This is a genomic window from Novacetimonas sp. GS1 (assembly GCF_036686925.1).
Taxonomy (GTDB): domain Bacteria; phylum Pseudomonadota; class Alphaproteobacteria; order Acetobacterales; family Acetobacteraceae; genus Novacetimonas; species Novacetimonas hansenii.
Genome location: NZ_VSZP01000001.1, coordinates 1,552,803 through 1,572,612, shown reverse-complemented (window position 1 = coordinate 1,572,612; position 19,810 = coordinate 1,552,803). Strand labels below are relative to the sequence as shown.

Genomic DNA, 19,810 nt, shown 5'->3' with positions numbered 1-19,810 from the left:
TTTACCTGTCTTTCAAATCATTCAGCATGGCGGTCAGTGCGGTCCATGGCAGGGTCGCGCAACGGATGCGCGAACGGTACTGGTGCAGGGGGGCGAATACCGCCAGATCCCCTGCCGCCTCGACCGGGTGCCCGGTTTTCAACATTGCCTCGAACACCGCGCCCAATTCCGCCACCCACGCGGGATCATGGCCGGTCACATGTTCGGCCATCAGGTCTGCTGATGCCGCACAGATGGCGCAACCACGGGTTTCATGACGCACGGCGGCAATCTGCCCCCCTGGTGTCATGCTCGCCGTCAGACGCACCCGATCACCACATAATGGATTCGTACCTTCGCCACGCATCTGCGCATCCTCGACTTCTCCCCCGAACATGGGGGTGCGGGCACGCTCGACAACCAGACGACGATAAAGATCCTCCTGCGTCATCACGCCCCCCTGCTCATCGCACCCTTACACAAAGAACTTGCGAATTTGTTCAAGGGTGCGCGCAAGGAAGTCGATTTCCTCCCGCGTGGTATAGATCCCGAAACTTGCACGCGCCGTAGCACTCAGCCCCATGCGGCGCATCAGCGGTTCGGCGCAGTGATGACCAGCACGCACGGCAATGCCATTGCGATCCAGCAGCGTCGCGATGTCATGGGGGTGGACATCATCCATCGTAAAGGAAATGACCCCCCCCCGGTCCCGGGCCGTACCGACGAAGTTCAGTCCTGTCACCACGCCCAACCGTTCCAGTGCGTGATCCGTCAGCGCGGCTTCATGCGCGCCAATGGCATCAAACCCGATGGCATCAATATAGGACAGCGCCGCACCCAGGCCGATGACCTCGACAATCGCGGGGGTTCCGGCTTCGAACTTGTGCGGGACAGGTGCCCATGTCGATTTTTCGAACGTGACGGAAGAAATCATGTCCCCGCCCCCCATAAAGGGCGGCATAGCCTCCAGCAGTTCACGCCGCGCCCACAGGAAACCAACCCCGGTCGGCCCGTACAGCTTGTGCCCCGTCACGACATAGAAATCAGCGTCAAGCGCCTGCACATCAACGCGGCGATGCACCGCAAGCTGGCTGCCGTCGAACAACACACGCGCACCGGCTGCATGCGCCATGTCCGCGATGGCGCGGGCATCGGTAATGGTACCCAGCACATTGGACATATGGGTGACAGCCACCAGCGCCACCTTGCCATCGGCAAGTGTGCGTGACAGGGACGCCATATCCAGTTCGCCACGATCGGTCACGGCAGCGACACGCAGTTCGATGCCGGCACGGTCACGCAACATCTGCCACGGCACCAGATTGGCGTGATGCTCCATTTCGGAAATCACGACCGCCTGCCCTGGTTTGAGCAGCGAACCATAGGAATGCGCGACGAGGTTGATGGCCTCCGTGCTGTTACGGGTGAACACGATTTCCTCGCGCCCGGCGGCATTGATAAAGGCCGCAACCTGGTCGCGCACGGCCTCATACGCCTCGGTCGTACGCTCGCTCATCCAGTACAGCCCGCGATGGATGTTCGCATACTGCATGCGCATCGTGTCAGCCATCGCGTCGATGACCTGACGTGGTTTCTGCGCCGATGCCGCACTGTCGAGGAAGACGAGCGGCTTTCCATGCACCTGCTGCGACAGGATCGGGAAATCGGCCCGCAGGTGACGCAGGGCATCCGCCCGGTCCACCGTCTTTGACAGGGTCCTGTCCATCACGCGTTCCTCTGGTTCCACCACGCCTCGACCGCCAGGTCGAGGCTGTCCCGCAGGCGCGTATCCTCCAGCAGGTGCACCACGTCATGCAAAAAGGCACGGATCAGCATCGAACGCGCATCCGACAGCGTAATGCCACGGCTGCGCAGGTAGAAAAGCTGTTCCGGGTCAATCGCGCCCACGGTCGCACCGTGGCTGCACTTGACGTCATCGGCGTAGATTTCAAGTTCGGGCTTGGCGTCGATTTCCGCCGTATCCGACAGCAACAGCGCCTGGTTCATCTGGTAGCCATCGGTCTTCTGGGCGATGCGCTCCACATGAATCTTGCCCTGAAACACGCCGCGCGCATGACCGGCCAGCACGTTCTTGACCGTCTGGCGCGAAACACAGTTGGGGGCCGCATGGGTAATGATGCTGCTCAGATCGCCATGCTGCTTCGCATCAAGCAGTTGCGCGCCATTGACATGCACACAGGCCCGTTCGCCAAGCAGGGTGGCATGCACTTCATGCCGGCTGAGCAATGCGCCAAGGGTCAGGTTGAAACTGTCATACAGCCCGTCCGACGCCACCTGCGCATGGGTCACGGCGATCTGCGATGCCTGCTGCCCCTCGGCCTGCAGGCGGGCATGCGTCAGACGCGCGCCATCAGTCACCCGAACCTCGAATACAGGATTATGCAGGTAGTTCCCGACGCCAACCGTGGCCTCCAGCATCGCAAGGCGTGCACCGGCGCCAAGGTCGATGCGATGGCGCGGATGGAACGAAATCGGGGCGTCACCCGCCACCGCGATGCTGACCAGCAGCAGCGCCCCCGCGTCCACGCCTGCATCCACCCGCACGACCGCGCCGTCATCCGCCATGACGGTATTCAGCGCGGTACCCACGTCGCCGCAGGGATCAATCCAGTCGGCAAAAACCGGGTCAGCCGCGAACGCCGTGACATGTACGCCCTGCGGCAGTCGCGACAGCGATGCATCGAAACGTCCGTTGACAAGGACGATGCGCGATGTCCCCGCGCCAAGCCCGGACACGGTTTCCACCGTCGCCAGCAGGCGCGCGACCTCCGCCGCATCAACCTGCGCGGGGGGCGTGGCATAGGGCACATCCGCGAAATGACGCAGGGAAGTGTATTTCCATGCCTCCACGCCTGCACGCGGCAGGCCCGCCTGCGTCAGGAAGGCCGCCGCCGCACGGCGTTCCGGCCCATCCCCTTTTCCCCGGCCGAGGAAGGCGCCAGCACTGATCCCGACCGGTGCGATGGCGTTCACGCCGCCTCCGCCAGGAACTTGGCGTAACCCTGGGCCTCCAGTTCGCGGGCCAGTTCGGGACCACCGCTGTGGATGATGCGCCCCTTGGCCATGACATGGATGCGATCCGGGACGATATAGTCAAGCAGGCGTTGGTGATGGGTGATGACCAGCGCCGAAAAATCGGGGGAACGCAGCGAATTCACGCCCTCGGCCACAATGCGCAGGGCGTCGATGTCCAGCCCGCTGTCGGTTTCGTCAAGGATGGCGAAGGACGGCTGGAGCATACGCATCTGAAGCACTTCGTTGCGCTTCTTTTCCCCACCGGAAAACCCGACATTGACGTTACGCTTGAGCATGTCGTCGGACATCGACAGGTGCTTTGTCTCCTTGCGCACGGCCTTGAGGAAACCGACCGCGTCCAGTTCCTCCTGCCCGCGGGCACGGCGCACGGCATTGACGGCGGTGCGCAGGAAATTGGCGTTGTTCACACCGGGCAGTTCCACCGGAGCCTGAAACGCGAGGAACAGGCCAAGGGCTGCGCGTTCCTCTGGCTCCAGCGCCAGCAGATCCTGTCCCTTGAACGATGCGCTTCCGCCCGTGACCTCGTAATCCTCACGTCCGGCAAGGACATAGGACAGCGTGGACTTGCCCGACCCGTTCGGCCCCATGATGGCATGGACTTCGCCCGCGGGGATTTCCAGATCGACACCGCGCAGGATTTCCTTGGGCGTCCCGGCATCCGAAATACGGGCACACAGGCCGTCGATCCTTACAAATTCGTTACTCACGTCTCTATAATCCCTGTTCAACCGACGCTGCCTTCAAGGCTGATCTGCAGAAGCTTTTGTGCTTCCACGGCGAATTCCATCGGCAGTTCCTTAAGCACATCCTTGCAGAACCCGTTGACGATCAGGCCAACGGCGTCCTCTTCCGACAGGCCGCGCTGGCGGCAGTAGAACAGCTGGTCCTCGGAAATCTTGGATGTGGTTGCTTCATGTTCGATGCTGGCGGACATGTTGCGATTTTCGATATAGGGCACCGTATGCGCCCCGCAGCGATCCCCGATCAGCAGGCTGTCACATTGCGTGAAATTGCGCCCGCCCGATGCCTTGGGCATCATGCGCACCAGCCCGCGATAGGTACTGTCGGACTGTCCCGCACTGATGGTCTTGGCGATGATGGTCGAACGCGTATTGCGCCCGATATGGATCATCTTCGTGCCGGTATCGGCCTGCTGGTGGTTATTGGTCACCGCCACGGAATAGAACTCCCCCACCGATCCTTCGCCCTGGAGGATACATGACGGATATTTCCATGTGATGGCGGAACCGGTTTCCACCTGCGTCCACGAAATCTTGGACCGTGCGCCACGGCACGCGCCGCGCTTGGTCACGAAGTTGTAGATGCCGCCACGCCCGTTTTCGTCCCCCGGATACCAGTTCTGGACCGTGGAATACTTGATCGACGCATCTTCCATCGCCACCAGTTCGACCACGGCGGCATGAAGCTGGTTTTCATCACGCATCGGCGCGGTGCAGCCCTCAAGGTAGGAAACGGACGCCCCGTCCTCCACCACGATCAGGGTGCGTTCGAACTGCCCGGTATTGCGGGCATTGATACGGAAATAGGTCGAAAGCTCCATCGGGCAGCGCACGCCCTTTGGTACGAACACGAACGACCCGTCGGTAAAGACGGCGGCATTCAGCGCGGCATAGAAATTGTCCGTCACCGGCACGACACTGCCAAGGTATTTGCGCACCAGGTCGGGATGTTCCTGCACGGCCTCTGAAATGGGGCAGAAGATCACGCCCGCTTCGGACAGGGTCTTGCGAAAGGTGGTCGCGACCGACACGCTGTCGAATACGGCATCCACCGCGATGGAGGGGCGCGCCTCCTCCCCTTCGGGCACTTCCACGCCGGCAAGCAGTGCCTGCTCATGCAGGGGAATACCCAGCTTTTCATAGGTGCGCAGCAGTTCGGGATCGACTTCGTCCAGGGATTTCGGACCCGGCTTCTTCTTCGGCGCGGCGTAATAATGCACGTCCTGATAATCAATGGGCGGGTGGCTGACCTTCGCCCATGTCGGCTCAGACATCTGCAGCCAGGCATGATAGGCCTTCAGCCGCCAGTCCAGCATCCATTCCGGCTCGTTCTTGCGGGTGGAGATCAGGCGGATGATGTCTTCGTTCAGGCCCTTTGGCGCGATATCCATCTCGATATCGGTCTCGAACCCCCATTTATAGGTGTTCTGGCCCAGTGTCTCGACTGTCTTGCGGGTCTCGGCAACTGCTGGCATGTGTCTTCACTCCTCCTGTCAGGCCGTGGCCAGGGGGCCGAGGGCCGCGGACGGGGCATCGGGGGCCCGCCGGGATGTCACTGTATGGTTCTGCATGTCGGACAATGAAATGGACGACAGCGCATCAAGGATCGCACCGTTGACCGCATCCCACTGCCCCACCAGCCCGCATTTCGACCGTGCGTCGCATTCCCCCCCATCCACGCAGGTCGTCAGCGAGATCGGCCCGTCGATCGCCTGTATCACGGCCGCAACCGAAATCTGCGCCAGCGGACGCGCAAGGCGATACCCGCCGCGCGCCCCGCGCTGTGAAATGACGATCCCCTGCGCGGCCAGCACCTTGAGCACCTTGGCGATGGTCGGTTCCGGGATGCCGGTGGAACGCGACAGCACGGGAGAGGTCGTGACTTCCTCTTTCTGTCCAAGACGGACCAGGGCCACGACGGCATAATCGGTCAGTTTTGAAAGTTTCAGCATCCTGCTCTCCCGTACCTGTCACGTCCGACGTTAAATGGACCAGACTGGTACTGATTTACTCAGTTCCAGATGGGACACCTGCCGCGGTTCGTCAAGTTCATTTGCACCATCATGATACTTTCCTAGCCGATACCGGTGCCGAATATAAGCTGTAGTAACACCGACAGGCCGCATCCGGCCAGAAACCCGACCAGCGTCCCGTTGAAGCGTACATACTGCAGATCGCGCCCGACCCGCAGTTCGAGCCGGTCGCTCAAGGCGTTCGCGTCCCACCCCGCAACGACCGAAGCAATAAAACGTGACATGCTGTCGCGCAGGAACGGCAGGCTGCTGTTGACCATGCGCTGCGCCGCATTGTTCACGCGCTGACGCATCTGTGCATCATGGTACATCTGCTCTGACAAACGCTGCAACGCGTCACGCACGATGGATGCGGTCCATCCCTCCTCCCCCCGGGCGATGTCGGTTTCGATCACCTGCCGCAGACGGTGCCAGATATCCCCACTCCATCCCCGGATGCTGTCATGCGACAGGACGCCCATGATCGTGCCCGTCAGGTCACGGCGGCGTTCGGGGTCCTGTTCGATCCGGTCGATCTCTGAGCGGACCCATGCGGTAAATCCTTCGCGCAGCTCAGAGTTCTGCGGGTCAACCCGGTCCAGCTCCTCGCTCGCCGCGGTCAGGACCTTGGTGGCGATGGAACCACCAATGGCCCAGCCCAGGATGCGCCCCCCCTGTTCGCGCACGCGCTCCTCGATCATCTTGCGCAGGGAGGGTTCCTTGGACTTCAACCCGTCCTTGAGCCGCATGAGCAGGAAGGACAGCACCTCCTGATGGCGGTCCCCATCAACCAGCGCACGCATGCTGCGGATCATGATGGGGGCGATTTCCTCCCCCCCCAGCAGGCTGGGCACCAGACGGGAGATCGCATTGCTGGCCCGCCCGTCCTCCAGCCGGTCCAACATGTGCGGCACCGCGCCGATAACCGCGCGGTTCACGGTGGAAATGGTCTCCGGGTCCTTCAGGACGTCGCCAATGACGCTGGGCAGGTCGATGCGCTGCATCGCCACCGCCACATCCTTTTCGGTAAAGACGTTGGTGGAAACGAACCGCCCGAGCGCCTGGGCCAGGCGTTCCTGCTGCGCGGGCAGGATGGCAGTATGGGGAATGGGCAGCCCCATGGGGCGGCGGAACAGGGCCGTGACCGCAAACCAGTCCGCAAGCCCGCCGACCACCCCGGCCTTTGCCCCAGAACGCAGGACGTCGAGCCATGCATGGTCAGCCATCACCCCCGATGCCGGCAGGGCATAGCCCGCGACCGTCAGGCCCGCCATCCCGACGAGCAGCCCGGTTGCCGACCATTTGTAACGTTGCAGGACGCGCCAGGCATCCCTGTCGGCTTGTGGAATGTCGTTCATGAACCTTTTGATACCATTGTGTGTCCCCAGACCCAAGATGTCGTGGTGGGGAACCTCCAAATACACGTGAACACAACCTTGTGGCGATTGCGAAGCGACCGCGAACATGGGACGTTGGTACATCATGCAATTTTCAAGACAGGATCTTCTGATGTCCCAGGCCTCTGCCCCTCATGCAACAGACATGCTGCAGCAGCAGGCCCGCGAACTTGTGGCGATCCCTGCCCTTTCCGACAACCCGGTCATGACGCTGGCACGCAGCATCGGACAGCAGATCGACCGGGGCAGCCTGTCGACCGACGCGCTGGAGGCCTGGGTCCGCCGCCTGCGCGACGCCGCGTTCGCCCGCCGCGCCTGCCATATCGCCGCGTATGTCGGGGGGGTGGATGATGCCGTCATCGACCAGCGCATGCGTGACGTGGCGCGCCGCATCATGCAGCCCGACCCAAATGACAGCCCGGTGCCCATCGCCCGGTTCCGCGCCGCGACCGAACGCAGCCGCTTTGCCGCCGTGTTCACCGCGCATCCCACGTTTGCGCTGGCCAGCCCCGTCTATGACTGCCTTGCCGACATGGCGACGCAAAACCCGCAGCAGCCCCCGACCGATGTCCCGGCATTCATAACGCATCGCCGCGCCGCGCCGCCGACGCTGGATGAGGAATTCACGCTGGCGACGCAGGCGATCCTGCGCGGACGCAATGCACTCGATCGCCTGACGCGGGTTCTCCTGACCGAGGCACGGGCACACTGGCCGCAACTGTGGGCCACGCTGGCGCCGCGTCCCATTATCATGACAAGCTGGGTCGGATACGACACGGACGGACGCACCGATATCGGGTGGTGGGACACGCTGCGGCTGCGGCTGCGCATGAAGCACATGCAGTTAACCCGCCTGAATGCACAGATTGGCCCCGTCGCCTCCGTCCCCAATGACCTGCACGAACGCGTCAATCGCGCCATACAGGCGGTGGAGACACAGATCGCCGCATGCCCCGGCAGTGCCGACCCGCAGGCGGTGGCCGATTTTGCCGCGGTCCTGATCGGCCGCCGCGAAGAGGCCATGACCAGCAGCAACGACCTCGCCCCCACTTTTGCCGAAGCCATTGATGCCGCGACGCCGGACGACAAGATGACGCTGGCGGTCGCACGCGCGGGTTTCATGGCCCATGGCCTGTCGGCGGCGCATACGCATGTACGCCTCAATTCCACGCAATTACACAATGTCGCCCGCCAGCGCCTGGGCATTACCGACAATCCCGATATCCATGCCCAGCGTCGCGCCCTGATCGCACGCATTGACGAGGCGCTGGATACGACGCAGCCAATCGACATTGATTTCGGCTCCCTGCTGGTGGAACAGTCAACGGCGGGGCGGCTGATGATGACGGTGCGCCAGATCCTGCACCATATCGACCGCACCACGCCCATCCGTTTCCTGATCGCGGAAACGGAAACCGGCTATACGCTGCTGACGGCACTGTGGCTTGCGCGCCTGCTGGGCGTGGAAGACATGATCGAAATCTCCCCCCTGTTTGAAACGCAGGACGCGCTGGAACAGGGGGAACACCTGATCGAAGAAGCGCTGCATTCACCGCACTGGCGCGCCTACCTGCATCGTACGCGCAAGCTGAGCCTGCAATTCGGTTTTTCGGATTCGGGACGTTATGTGGGACAGCTTGCCGCGACCTACCTGATCGAACGGCTGCGGCTGAAGGTCTGCGACCTTCTGCGGCAATGGGACCTCGCCTTTGTGGAAGTCATCCTGTTCGACACCCATGGGGAAAGCATCGGCCGCGGGGCACATCCCTACAGCCTTGCCGAACGTTTCGACTATCTCTCCCCCCCGCATGCGCGCATGCGTTTCCTGCAGGCAGGCATTCGCCTGCGCGAGGAAACGGCCTTTCAGGGGGGGGATGGCTACCTCCTGTTCGGGACGCAGCCCCTTGCGGATGCAACCGTCAGCGTGATCGCGGAACACGCCTTTGCCACGACCTCCATCGACGAAGACCCGGTTTACGACGAACCCGATTTCTCTGCCGACTTCTTTTCCGCCATCGCGCGCGGCATGACAGGACTGGTGGAGGATCCAGGCTATGCCGCGCTGCTGGGTGCGTTCGGGCCGTCTCTGATCGACAAGACGGGTTCACGCCCCTCCGCCCGGCAGAGCGATACGGCCGCCATCACCACGCGCATCCGCCATCCCAGCCAGTTGCGCGCCATCCCCAACAACGCCATCCTCCAGCAGCTTGGCTGGTGCGCCAATACGTTGCAGGGGCTGGGCACGGCGGCCGCGCGTCATCCCGATACGTTCGAGCGTTACCTGAACGACAGCCCGCGTTTTCGCCGTGCGCTGGATTTCGCCGCCCATGGCCTGGCCCATTCCAGCGACGGCGTCCTGCGTGGTGTAATCCGGCTGCTGGACCCGGACATGTGGTTGCAACGCGCAACGGCGCATCACGACCCGAAACGGCAGGATGCGTGCCTGACGCTGATGCACGGGCTGGAACGGCTGGATTTCTGGGCCTGCACGCAGTCCATGTTCCGCCGCCTGCAATCGGACCATCTGGCGTTACGCAACGCATGGCCCAGCGCACCACGGATGGAGGCGGATGAAATGCTGCTGCATGCCATCCGCATCGCCATCATTGAACAGATATGGATGCTGTCCACACGAATCCCGTATTTTGCGCCGCGCAATGCGTTCACCCGCGACGTGCTGACGGCGAAGGTCCTGTGCCTGGAAATCCCCGATGTACTGAAGGAGCTGGAGCATATCTTCCCCTATCACGCGGACCGCAGCTTCGACCTGGATTTCCATGAACCGCACGGGCCCCGCGATGAAGGGACGTATATGCGCGAATACACGGAAATTTTCGAACCGATGCAACGGCTGTTCACACTGGTGCGCGAAATCAGCACCGGCGTAATGCACCATGTCGGGGCCTTTGGCTGAACCATGTCGCGATATGACTGGCGCGTGGTGGAAGCACCGCCGCCCTATGGCGTGGCGATCGCGGCGACACCCGCGATCCGCCGCGTGGTGGCCAACAATCCCGGTCCCATGACCGGAAACGGGACCAACACATGGATTGTCGATCATGCGGGGGGATGCGCCGTCATTGACCCCGGGGTTGCGGATGAAGGACATCTTGACGCGATGGTGCATGCGCTCAACGGTCGGGCGTTGACGCATATCCTTCTGACGCATACGCACCACGACCACCTTGACGGGGCTGCACCGCTGTCACATCGCACCGGCGCCCCCATCCATGCCTGGCACAGCAGCGCCGAACCAACATTCACACCCGATATAGGGCTGCATGATCTGGACATGGTCGCGGGGTTGCGGGTCCTGCACACCCCCGGCCATGCGACGGATCACATCTGCCTGGAAACCGCCGATGGCATCATCCTGACGGGCGACCATGTGATGGGATGGTCAACAACGCTGATCCCCCCTGCCCCGCATGGATCGGTTCAAATGTTCCTCGACAGTATGGAACGCCTGCTGCAACGTCGGCCACGCCTACTGCTTTCGGCACATGGGCCGGTAATTGAACAGCCGGAATCCTGCATGCGCGGGCTGCTTGGACACCGCCTGTCGCGGCATGAAAGCATCGCGGCACTGTTGCTGGCACAGCCACGCACGACAGACCAGATCGTCGATGCCGCCTATCATCACCTGCGCCCCGGCCTGCGGCGGGCGGCATTACTCAACCTGCGCGCACATCTGGAAAAGCTGCGCGACGATGGCCGCGCCATACAGGTGGGTGATAGCTGGGCGCTGTCCTGACGCCTTGCCTCATCATCGCATGACGATGGGCCACCCTGATCCTTTGCAAAGGCCAGCCGAAAACATGGCCCAGACCACATAAGAGACGGTTTGAACAGGCCGGACCTGTAATCTCCTGCCCGTCGACCCGACAATGTCGGCAGCCACAAGGGCAGCGCGGCCCGCAAGGCCATCCGTCACCTCTGCCTGTCCATCAGGGGGCGCTGCCCCAACCCGACGGGCGACAAAAGGCGTCACCTTTAAAAAACCAAAGCCTTACCCCAGATATTTTATCTTTCTTTATCAGTGCATTATTTGGAAAAACTTCAAAATCCCAGAAATGGCGTTACCCTTCGGGTCCCAAAACCCCGAACCTTTTGACAAATGACAGGCAATGCCCGTTCCACGCTTTGAAACGGACTGCCACCAGCATCTTCCCTGCCAAAAAGAAAAAGGCCAGCCCCCAAAGGAGGCTGGCCTGTTCCTGTCTGTCCTGTCGCCCCTGGATCAGGCGGACTTGGACATGATTTCCTCTGCCACGTTGCGCGGCACCGGATCATAGTGATGGAACTGCATCGTGAAGGATGCACGACCCTTGGTCATCGAACGCAGGTGAGAGATGTAGCCGAACATTTCCTTCAAGGGCACCAGCGCGCGCACCATGACGGTCGAGCCCGAGCTTTCCTGATTCTGGATCATGCCACGACGACGGTTCAGATCCCCAACCACGTCACCGACATGATCGTTCGGGGTGGTGATTTCCACGTCCATGATCGGCTCAAGGATGACCGGACCGGCCTTCTTCATGCCTTCACGGAAGCAGGCCTTTGCCGCGATTTCAAACGCCAGCGCGGACGAGTCAACGTCATGGTACTTCCCGTCCAGCAGCGTGAACTTGAAGTCCACCGTCGGGAAGCCAGCCAGCACGCCCGTGCTGGCCTGCATGGTGATGCCCTTTTCGACCGCCGGGATGTATTCACGCGGCACGGAACCACCGACAACCTTGTTTTCGAACGAAATACCTTCGTTACGCTCAACCGGTGCGAACTCGATCTTCACTTCCGCGAACTGGCCCGAACCACCCGACTGTTTCTTGTGGGTATAGGTTTCGGTATGCGCCTGCGAAATCGTTTCACGATACGCAACCTGCGGCGCGCCGATGTTCGCATCCACGCCATATTCACGACGCAGACGGTCGATGATGATGTCGAGATGCAGTTCACCCATGCCCGACAGAATCGTCTGGCCGGTTTCCTGATCGGTCTTCAGGCGCAGGGAGGGATCTTCACCGGACAGCTTCTGCAGCGCCAGCGTCATCTTTTCCACCGCGTCCTTCGTCTTCGGCTCGACAGAGATGTCGATGACGGGAACCGGGAAGGTCATGCGCTCCAGGATCACCGGGTCAGCAGCATCGGCAAGGGTATCACCCGTCTGGGTGTCCTTCAGGCCGACGAACGCCGCGATGTCACCGGCATGCACTTCCTTGAGTTCCTCACGCTTGTCAGCGTGCATCTGGAAGATACGGCCGATACGTTCCTTATGGCCCTTCGTGGTGTTCAGCACGGTGTCACCAGTGCGCAGCACGCCACGATAGACACGCACGAATGTCAGCGTGCCGTACTTGTCGTTGATGATCTTGAACGCCAGGCCCGCGAACTTCCCGTCGGGATCGACCGGGATGATCGGCAGCTTGTTTTCGTCAACTTCCTCGTCCTCGGGCGGGGCGATGCGGATACCCGCCACATCGTCAGGCGCGGGCAGGAAGTCGATAACCGCGTCAAGCAGCGGCTGGACGCCCTTGTTCTTGAACGCCGTGCCGCACAGGACCGGGCGGAATTCACCAGAAATGGTGCCCTTCTTGATGCAGCGCTTCAGCGTCGCGACATCAACGTCACCCTTGTCGAAATATTCTTCCATCGCGGCGTCATCAACGGCCAGCGCGGTGTCGAGCAGGTTCTGACGGGCTTCCTTCGCCTTTTCCAGCAGGTCGGCGGGGATTTCCTCGTCATGGAATTTCGCGCCGAGTTCGCCGCCTTCCCAGACGATGGCCTTCATCTCGATCAGGTCAACGACACCAATGAAATTCTCTTCCACGCCGATCGGCAGCTGAAGCGGAATCGCGACGATGTCCAGCTTTTCCTTCAGCGTGTCGAACGCGCGATAGAAATCGGCGCCGGTGCGGTCAAGCTTGTTGATGAAGATGATGCGCGGAACGTTATAGCGGTCGGCCAGACGCCAGTTGGTTTCCGACTGCGGCTGCACGCCGGCGACGCCCTCGATGATGAACACCGCGCCATCGAGCACACGCAGCGAGCGGTTGACTTCGATGTTGAAGTCAATGTGGCCCGGGGTGTCGATGATGTTGATGCGATGGCCTTCCCACTCGCACGTCACGGCAGCGGACGTGATGGTAATGCCGCGCTCACGCTCCTGCGCCATGTAATCGGTGGTGGTATTGCCCTCATGGACTTCACCGATCTTGTGCGACACACCGGTGTAATACAGGATGCGCTCGGTCGTCGTGGTCTTACCGGCATCGATATGCGCGGTAATACCGATATTGCGAATCAGGGACAGATCAGACTTGTCGGACACGGGAGAACCTCCACAAGACAACGTGGGCGCGAACGGACGGGATTCCCTTCGCGCCTGCCGGGACCGTGAGCTGCTCCCGCCCCAAAACCGCGATGGCTGGACGATGCAGACCGGCACGACGGAATAACGGGCCTGACATCGGCCAGGCCTTTACGCCACGCCCCACCCCACGCCATTCAGGGCGCGGGATGCGGGGCATGCCGCCTTCAGGCCGCGGCCGCGGCCTTGCGGACCTGCACGCGCAGGATACGACGCTTTACGGTCATCGCCTCTGGCGTCAGCTTCCGGTTGGGCGTGGACAGCAGGAATGCGTCCAGACCGCCATTATGCTCGACCGTGCGGATCCCGTTGGTGCTCAGGCGCAGACGCACCGGCGCTCCCAGGATGTCGGACAGGAGCGATGTTTCCTGCAGGTTCGGGAGGAAACGGCGGCGGGACTTGTTATTGGCGTGGCTGACGTTGTTTCCGGTCAGCACGCCTTTGCCCGTGATCTGGCAACGGCGAGACATAAGTATCATCCTCGGATAAGACTGGGGCCGAGGCACTAATGCCCGGCTTAAGGATCGTCTAGATTAGGCGCGGCTTATCGCCAAACCACCGCAATCCGTCAAGACGGATATGCCATGATTCGGCGTTTTTTGTCTGAAAACAGGGTTTTTTACCCCTGCGCCTCCCTGATTCGCTGGGTCGGTAGCGCCAGAAACCATGTGTCAGTTCTTGCCCACGCGGTCATGTTCGGGGTGCAGTTCACCTGCCTGGACGCTGTGCAGCGCGTTTTCAAGCATCGCCTGCATGGCGTCCTTGCCCATGGTGCGTGACAGCAGCCCCAGCGCACCGCCCAGCAACGCCGACGAAACGGCGAGCGGGGGCAGGTTCTCGCCCAGCATGTATTCGATCGCCTTGTCCACAACGGCGCCGCAATGGCTCAGTTCTGCGGGAATGCCGCCATCCTGCCCGGCACCTGCGGCACCTGCGTCATGGGGCGTGTTCTTTGTATCCGTCATTTCAGGAAAACTCCCTTCCGGCTGTCAGTTCGTGTCCTTCATATGGACCCTGCCCACGCCGCTGACCAGAGGGTGGCCCCATGCGCCCACCGGCGGGCACGGATGCATGACCCGCCCCATAATGGACAGGCCCGCCCATGGCATCAGTCCTGCACCATATACGCCTTTGCGTTTTCTTCGGCCTGTGCGGCCCACATCCCGGCATACAGCCCCCCACGCGCAAGCAGGGCGCGATGATCGCCCCGTTCGCGGATTTCCCCTTTGTCCATCACGAGGATTTCATCCGCGTCGATCACGGTCGACAGCCTGTGGGCGATGATGATGGTGGTCCGGTGCGCCGCAACCGTGCGCAGGGCGGACTGGATTTCATGTTCCGTACGCGTGTCCAGCGCGCTTGTCGCCTCGTCCAGCAGCAGGATACGCGGGTTCTTCAGGATGGTGCGCGCGATTGCCACCCTCTGCTTCTCCCCGCCCGACAGCTTCAGCCCGCGTTCGCCCACCCGCGTGGCATAGCCATCAGGCAGCGAGGCGATGAAGTCATGGATCCGCGCAAGCCGTGCCGCCTCCTCGATCTGTGCCTGCGTCGCGCCAAGGCAGCCATAGGCGATGTTATAGCCGATGGTGTCGTTAAACAGGATCGTGTCCTGTGGCACGACCCCGATGGCGGCACGCAGGGCGGATTGCGAATAATCGCGGATATCGTGGCCATCCACCTCGATCGCGCCGGCATCCACATCATAAAAGCGGAACAGCAGGCGGCTGATGGTGGACTTTCCCGCCCCTGTCGGCCCGACAATGGCGACACGGCTGCCTGCGCGAACGTGGAAACTGATGTCATGCAGGATTTCACGCCCGGCGCGATAGCCAAATCTTACATGGCGAAAGCGGACATCCGCCGCCGGGGCCTCATCCAGTCGCGCGGGCAGCAGGCGTGCGCCGGGACGATCCACCACATCGGAGCGTTCATCAAGCAGCGCGAACATATGTTCAAGATCCACCAGAGAGTTGCGCAGGGAGGAATAGACACTGCCCAGGAAGTTCAGCGGCAGGTAAAGCTGCATCAGGTAGGTATTGACCAGCACGAAATGCCCGACACTCAGCCGTCCCGCCTCCACATCGCGCGCAGCCATCAGCATGACCGCGATCAGGGCCACGGCGATGATTGCCGCCTGCCCGAAATTCAGCCCGTTAAGGGAAAGCTGCGTGCGGATCGCCGCCTTTTCATAACGGATCTGCGCATCCTCGTAACGCGTGCGTTCATGTGCCTCATTGCCGAAATACTTGACCGTCTCGTAATTAAGCAGGCTGTCGAGCGCCTTCCAGCTTGCCTCGCTATTGATTTCGTTCATGCGGCGACGCAGCCCGATCCGCCATGATGTAAAGGACACCGTAAAGCCCACATACGCCATGACCGCCACCAGCATGACCACTGCATAACGCCAGTCGAACAGTCGCCAGATGACGACAATGACCATCAATGCCTCGATCAGGGTGGGCACCACGTTGAACACGCCCACCCGCAACAGCGTCTCGATCGCCTCCGTCCCGCGTGCGATGGCGCGGGTGACGCTGCCGGACTGCCGGTTGAGGTGAAAGCGCAGCGAAAGCTGGTGCATATGTTCGAAACTGCGCACCGCGGCGACACGGCTGATACGAAAGCGCAGGGGCGCGAACAGCGCGTCACGCAGTTCCCCCAACCCTGCCGCCAGCATACGCAGCCCCCCATAGGCCACGATCAGCAGCAATGGCAGCATCCCCGCCGAAGGCCCCGGATGCAGCGCATCGATCACCCGGCTGTAGAGATAGGGCACACAGATCGTCGCGACCTTCGCCATCACCAGCAGCACGCACACCCCCACCACCCGCAGGCGCACGCCCGGTTCACCGGGGGGCCACAGATAGGGCAGCAGGGCATGCAGGGTCTTGAGCGCAGAGGTTTCGGTATCGGACGCACGATGGTCCGTGGCACGGGAAGCAGTCATACCTTCGGATGTGACATGCCCTGACTGATTTGCAAGCCATATTCGACACCACCGCGACCAGGGCATGGTCGGGACGGCTAACGCTCGGGACGGGCGCAGGGGGTAAGGGATTGTCACTCCCTGGGCCAGCCGTTATGGCAACGGGGCCCCAATATGAAATGATGGTTCCATGTCCACCGACCTGAATCCCTTTTTCCGCCACATTGCCGCGTGCAATACCGCAACCCTGCCGGGGCGGCGCCTTGCCTTCCACCTGGGCACGGCGGCTGCTGGATGGGTCGCGCCAGAACTGCTGCCTGTGCTGGTGGATCATGGCATGACGCATGCCGATGGGATCGTGACCCTGCCTGATCCCGCACGCCTGGAACATATTGCCCAGGACATGGCCCGACAGGGGATCTACCGCTCCCACCATGAACTGTTCGATGTCCGCACCGACATGGACCTGCCGCCCGTTGCGCGGATCGACCGTGGCGCGCTGCCTCTGTTCGGGCTGATGGCGCAGGGCGTACATCTCAACGGTCTGGTGCGGCGCGCGCAGGGACTGCACCTGTGGATCGCGCGCCGCTCGATGACAAAGCGGCTCGACCCGGGCAAGCTGGACCATCTTGTTGCAGGCGGCATCCCCGCGGGGCATACGCCTGCCGGGGCGCTGGTAAAGGAAGCGGCGGAGGAAGCCAGCCTGCCTGCCGACCTGCTGGCGCATGCAACACCGACAGTAAACATACGCTATGCCCTTGACCGGCCAGAAGGGCTGCGTCGCGATATCCTGCATTGTTTCGAACTGCTCCTGCCAGAGACGTTCATTCCCCGCCCCGCCGATGGGGAGGTGGAGGAATTCACCCTGATCCCGCTTTCGGAGGCATTCCGCCTGGTGCGTGACACCGATGCCTTCAAGTTCAACGTCAACCTTGTCCTGATCGACCTGTTCCTGCGCACCGGCCTGATCGACGCCACCTCCGCCGGGGGGCAGCGCCTGCGCGCGGGGCTTGATGGCTGGCGGTTCTTTGCGCCACCTGCGCCGCCACCGCACACCTGACGGGGCCTCCCTGCCCCGCCTTGCACGTCATTGCCATGACTCCCGCGCCATGAAGGCCGCCATGATCGTTGCCACGATCATTTCCGCCATTCGTTATTGCCATTTCACGCGGGACATGCCGCCATGGCGGGCAACCCGCCACCGAATATTACAGGACCGATGCCCATGACCACGCCCCCCGTCGCGCGCAAGATCCCCCACCGCATGGAACAGCTCGGCCGCGTGCGGGTGGATGAATATGCATGGATGAAGGACGATAACTGGCAGGAGGTGCTGCGCGATCCCTCCCTCCTGCGCGAGGATATCGCAACGCATCTGCGGGCGGAAAATGCCTATACCGCTGACATCCTGTCCGGCACGCAGGACCTGCAGGCCACCCTGGTCGCGGAAATGAAGGGCCGGATGCAGGAGGTCGAGTCCTATCCCCCACAGCCACATGGGCCATGGTCCTATGGCGTCCGTTACGACAGGGGCGCGCAATACCCCGTCTACACCCGCCATCGCACCGATGCACCGCAGCATGAACAGGTGCTGCTGGACATGAATGCATGTGCCGCCACGCACGACTATTTCGCCGTCGCCACCGCCATCCACAGCCCTGACCACCGGCTGTTCGCATATGCCGAGGATACGCAGGGGTCCGAAATCTATCGCGTGCGCATCAAGGACATCGCCAGTGGGCAGATGCTTGGCGCCCCCATCGATAATTGCAGCGGTGCATTCACATTCTCCCCCGATGCGCGCCACCTGTTCTGGATCTGGCGCGATGACCATGGGCGCCCGGCACGCGTCTATCGCCGGGCGGTCGGGTCCGATACCGACACCCTTGTTTATGAAGAACAGGATGCGGGATTTTTTGTCGGAGTGGAGGCCACGCGATCAGGGCAATGGATCATCATCACGGCGGGGAACCATGATACGTCCGAAACATGGCTGATCCCGGCGGCAACACCCGATGCGGCCCCCACCTGCGTGGAACCACGCCGTACGGGCGTGATGTACGGGCTGCATCACTGGGGCACGGATTTCGTCGTGCTGACCAATGCGGATGGGGCGGTGGATTTCACGCTGATGCTTGCCCCGCAGGATGCACCGGCGCGGGCCAACTGGCGCGCGCTGGTAGCACATGAACCCGGCCATTACATCACCGAATGCATGACCTTTGCCAACTGGCTGGTCTGGCGCGAACGCCACGACGCCAACTGCCGCATCGTCATGCAGACCCGCACCGGGGACCGCCACGCGCTTGAACCGCGTGAGGCAGCCTATGACCTTTCCCTGTGCGGGGGGTATGAATATGACACGGTGGCGCTGCGCTACATCTATCAGTCACCCACGACGCCACGGCAATGGTTTACCTATGACATGGCGCAACGCACACACACCCTGATCAAGCAGCAGGATGTCCCTTCCGGCCATGACCCTGCCGATTATCGTTGCTGGCGGCTGATGGCGCGTGCGCCCGATGGGCAGGACGTGCCCATTACCGTGCTGGGCCGCAATGACGCACCCTGCGATGGCTCCGCACCGCTGCTGCTCTATGGATATGGGTCTTACGGCCACGCGATCGAACCCGACTTTTCCACCCGTGTGCTCAGTCTGGTGGATCGGGGGTGGTTTTACGCCATCGCCCATGTGCGTGGCGGTTCGGAAAAAGGATGGAACTGGTTCCTTGGTGGACGCGGCGCCAACAAACCAAACAGCTTCACCGACTTCATCGCCTGCGCCGAACATCTGGTGGCACGCGGCTTTGGAACGGCGGGCCGCATCGTCGCTGACGGGCGTTCCGCGGGGGGGATGGTCATGGGCGCGATTGCGAACATGCGCCCCGACCTGTTCGCGGGGATCGTCGCGGTCGTACCGTTCGTCGATGAACTCAACACCATGTCGGATGCTTCCCTGCCGCTGACACCGCCGGAATGGCCCGAATGGGGCAATCCGCTGGAGGATGCGGCGGCGTACGACCTGATTGAAAGCTATGCCGCCTATGAGCAGGTGCGGCCACGCGCCTATCCCGCCATTCTGGCGATGGGGGGACTGACGGACCCACGCGTGACATATTGGGAGCCTGCAAAATGGGTGGCGCGCCTGCGTGAAAATACGCTGTCATCGCGCCCGGTCATGTTACGCACAAATATGGAGGCGGGACATCGGGGTGCGACAGGTCGTTTCGATTCCCTGCGCGATGCGGCCCTGATACATGCCTTTGCCATCTGGGCCATCGAAACCGCCTGAGCCCGTTCCATTACATCGCCGCCCGGTTCCATCCGGG

General features: G+C 62.0%; 15 protein-coding genes. 4 read left to right on the top strand and 11 right to left on the bottom strand.

The annotated features are described in order from the left end of the window. Position 1: 1 nt before the first annotated feature. From sufU to FYB92_RS07190, 7 genes are all read right to left on the bottom strand, one after another. On the bottom strand, positions 2-430 hold the full coding sequence (gene sufU, locus FYB92_RS07220) for a Fe-S cluster assembly sulfur transfer protein SufU (RefSeq protein ID WP_062809076.1): 429 nt from the start codon (positions 428-430) through the stop codon (positions 2-4). A gap of 24 nt (positions 431-454) precedes the next feature. After that, complete coding sequence (locus FYB92_RS07215; RefSeq protein WP_075632499.1) at positions 455-1,705, bottom strand: cysteine desulfurase; 1,251 nt, start codon at positions 1,703-1,705, stop codon at positions 455-457. Continuing rightward, positions 1,705-2,973, bottom strand: a complete 1,269-nt coding sequence (gene sufD / locus FYB92_RS07210) for a Fe-S cluster assembly protein SufD (RefSeq protein ID WP_332828403.1) — start codon at positions 2,971-2,973, stop codon at positions 1,705-1,707. Before sufD ends, FYB92_RS07215 begins: the two co-directional genes overlap by 1 nt. Beyond that, the gene (gene sufC / locus FYB92_RS07205) at positions 2,970-3,743 is read right to left on the bottom strand and encodes a Fe-S cluster assembly ATPase SufC (protein WP_003620767.1); all 774 of its coding nucleotides are present in this window, start codon (positions 3,741-3,743) and stop codon (positions 2,970-2,972) included. The genes sufD and sufC overlap by 4 nt, the downstream gene beginning before the upstream one ends. A gap of 17 nt (positions 3,744-3,760) precedes the next feature. Further along, on the bottom strand, positions 3,761-5,251 hold the full coding sequence (sufB, locus tag FYB92_RS07200; protein ID WP_332828402.1) for a Fe-S cluster assembly protein SufB: 1,491 nt from the start codon (positions 5,249-5,251) through the stop codon (positions 3,761-3,763). Positions 5,252-5,269: 18 nt separating this feature from the next. Further along, positions 5,270-5,728: an SUF system Fe-S cluster assembly regulator gene (locus FYB92_RS07195; RefSeq protein WP_003620771.1), complete on the bottom strand. Its 459-nt coding sequence runs from the start codon at positions 5,726-5,728 to the stop codon at positions 5,270-5,272. A gap of 122 nt (positions 5,729-5,850) precedes the next feature. Continuing rightward, positions 5,851-7,146: a DUF445 domain-containing protein gene (locus FYB92_RS07190; RefSeq protein WP_003620773.1), complete on the bottom strand. Its 1,296-nt coding sequence runs from the start codon at positions 7,144-7,146 to the stop codon at positions 5,851-5,853. Positions 7,147-7,297: 151 nt separating this feature from the next. Between FYB92_RS07190 and FYB92_RS07185 the strand changes: the two genes are divergently transcribed. Continuing rightward, on the top strand, positions 7,298-10,099 hold the full coding sequence (locus FYB92_RS07185) for a phosphoenolpyruvate carboxylase (protein ID WP_332828401.1): 2,802 nt from the start codon (positions 7,298-7,300) through the stop codon (positions 10,097-10,099). 3 nt (positions 10,100-10,102) lie between these two features. Then, on the top strand, positions 10,103-10,939 hold the full coding sequence (locus tag FYB92_RS07180; RefSeq protein ID WP_332828400.1) for an MBL fold metallo-hydrolase: 837 nt from the start codon (positions 10,103-10,105) through the stop codon (positions 10,937-10,939). Between the two features lie 486 nt (positions 10,940-11,425). Here the strand turns inward: FYB92_RS07180 and fusA are convergent, their stop codons facing one another. From fusA to FYB92_RS07160, 4 genes are all read right to left on the bottom strand, one after another. Further along, on the bottom strand, positions 11,426-13,513 hold the full coding sequence (fusA, locus tag FYB92_RS07175) for an elongation factor G (RefSeq protein ID WP_003620779.1): 2,088 nt from the start codon (positions 13,511-13,513) through the stop codon (positions 11,426-11,428). Positions 13,514-13,719: 206 nt separating this feature from the next. After that, positions 13,720-14,022 (bottom strand): 50S ribosomal protein L28, encoded by a 303-nt coding sequence (rpmB, locus tag FYB92_RS07170; RefSeq protein ID WP_003620780.1) that lies wholly within the window; start codon positions 14,020-14,022, stop codon positions 13,720-13,722. Positions 14,023-14,223: 201 nt separating this feature from the next. Next, positions 14,224-14,517, bottom strand: coding sequence for a hypothetical protein (locus FYB92_RS07165; RefSeq protein ID WP_075595082.1), 294 nt, complete (start codon positions 14,515-14,517; stop codon positions 14,224-14,226). A gap of 143 nt (positions 14,518-14,660) precedes the next feature. Next, positions 14,661-16,499, bottom strand: a complete 1,839-nt coding sequence (locus FYB92_RS07160) for an ABC transporter ATP-binding protein/permease (RefSeq protein ID WP_332828399.1) — start codon at positions 16,497-16,499, stop codon at positions 14,661-14,663. Between the two features lie 169 nt (positions 16,500-16,668). Here FYB92_RS07160 and FYB92_RS07155 point away from each other — a divergent pair, with 169 nt between their 5' ends. Beyond that, positions 16,669-17,538 carry an NUDIX hydrolase family protein gene (locus FYB92_RS07155; RefSeq protein ID WP_075625063.1) on the top strand — a complete coding sequence of 290 codons (870 nt, stop codon included), beginning with the start codon at positions 16,669-16,671 and terminating at the stop codon, positions 17,536-17,538. A 165-nt stretch (positions 17,539-17,703) separates the two neighbouring features. Continuing rightward, a complete protein-coding gene (locus tag FYB92_RS07150) occupies positions 17,704-19,773 on the top strand; it encodes a S9 family peptidase (RefSeq protein ID WP_247066668.1) in 2,070 nt (689 codons plus the stop codon). Positions 19,774-19,810 lie beyond the last annotated feature (37 nt).

Excerpts from the sequence above, each read along its gene's own strand:
- sufU (WP_062809076.1), bottom strand. The coding sequence starts at position 430 with ATGACGCAGGAGGATCTTTATCGTCGTCTGGTTGTCGAGCGTGCCCGC.
- FYB92_RS07215 (WP_075632499.1), bottom strand. The coding sequence starts at position 1,705 with ATGGACAGGACCCTGTCAAAGACGGTGGACCGGGCGGATGCCCTGCGT.
- sufB (WP_332828402.1), bottom strand. The coding sequence starts at position 5,251 with ATGCCAGCAGTTGCCGAGACCCGCAAGACAGTCGAGACACTGGGCCAG.
- FYB92_RS07195 (WP_003620771.1), bottom strand. The coding sequence starts at position 5,728 with ATGCTGAAACTTTCAAAACTGACCGATTATGCCGTCGTGGCCCTGGTC.
- FYB92_RS07190 (WP_003620773.1), bottom strand. The coding sequence starts at position 7,146 with ATGAACGACATTCCACAAGCCGACAGGGATGCCTGGCGCGTCCTGCAA.
- FYB92_RS07185 (WP_332828401.1), top strand. The coding sequence starts at position 7,298 with ATGTCCCAGGCCTCTGCCCCTCATGCAACAGACATGCTGCAGCAGCAG.
- FYB92_RS07180 (WP_332828400.1), top strand. The coding sequence starts at position 10,103 with ATGTCGCGATATGACTGGCGCGTGGTGGAAGCACCGCCGCCCTATGGC.
- rpmB (WP_003620780.1), bottom strand. The coding sequence starts at position 14,022 with ATGTCTCGCCGTTGCCAGATCACGGGCAAAGGCGTGCTGACCGGAAAC.
- FYB92_RS07165 (WP_075595082.1), bottom strand. The coding sequence starts at position 14,517 with ATGACGGATACAAAGAACACGCCCCATGACGCAGGTGCCGCAGGTGCC.
- FYB92_RS07160 (WP_332828399.1), bottom strand. The coding sequence starts at position 16,499 with ATGACTGCTTCCCGTGCCACGGACCATCGTGCGTCCGATACCGAAACC.
- FYB92_RS07155 (WP_075625063.1), top strand. The coding sequence starts at position 16,669 with ATGTCCACCGACCTGAATCCCTTTTTCCGCCACATTGCCGCGTGCAAT.
- FYB92_RS07150 (WP_247066668.1), top strand. The coding sequence starts at position 17,704 with ATGACCACGCCCCCCGTCGCGCGCAAGATCCCCCACCGCATGGAACAG.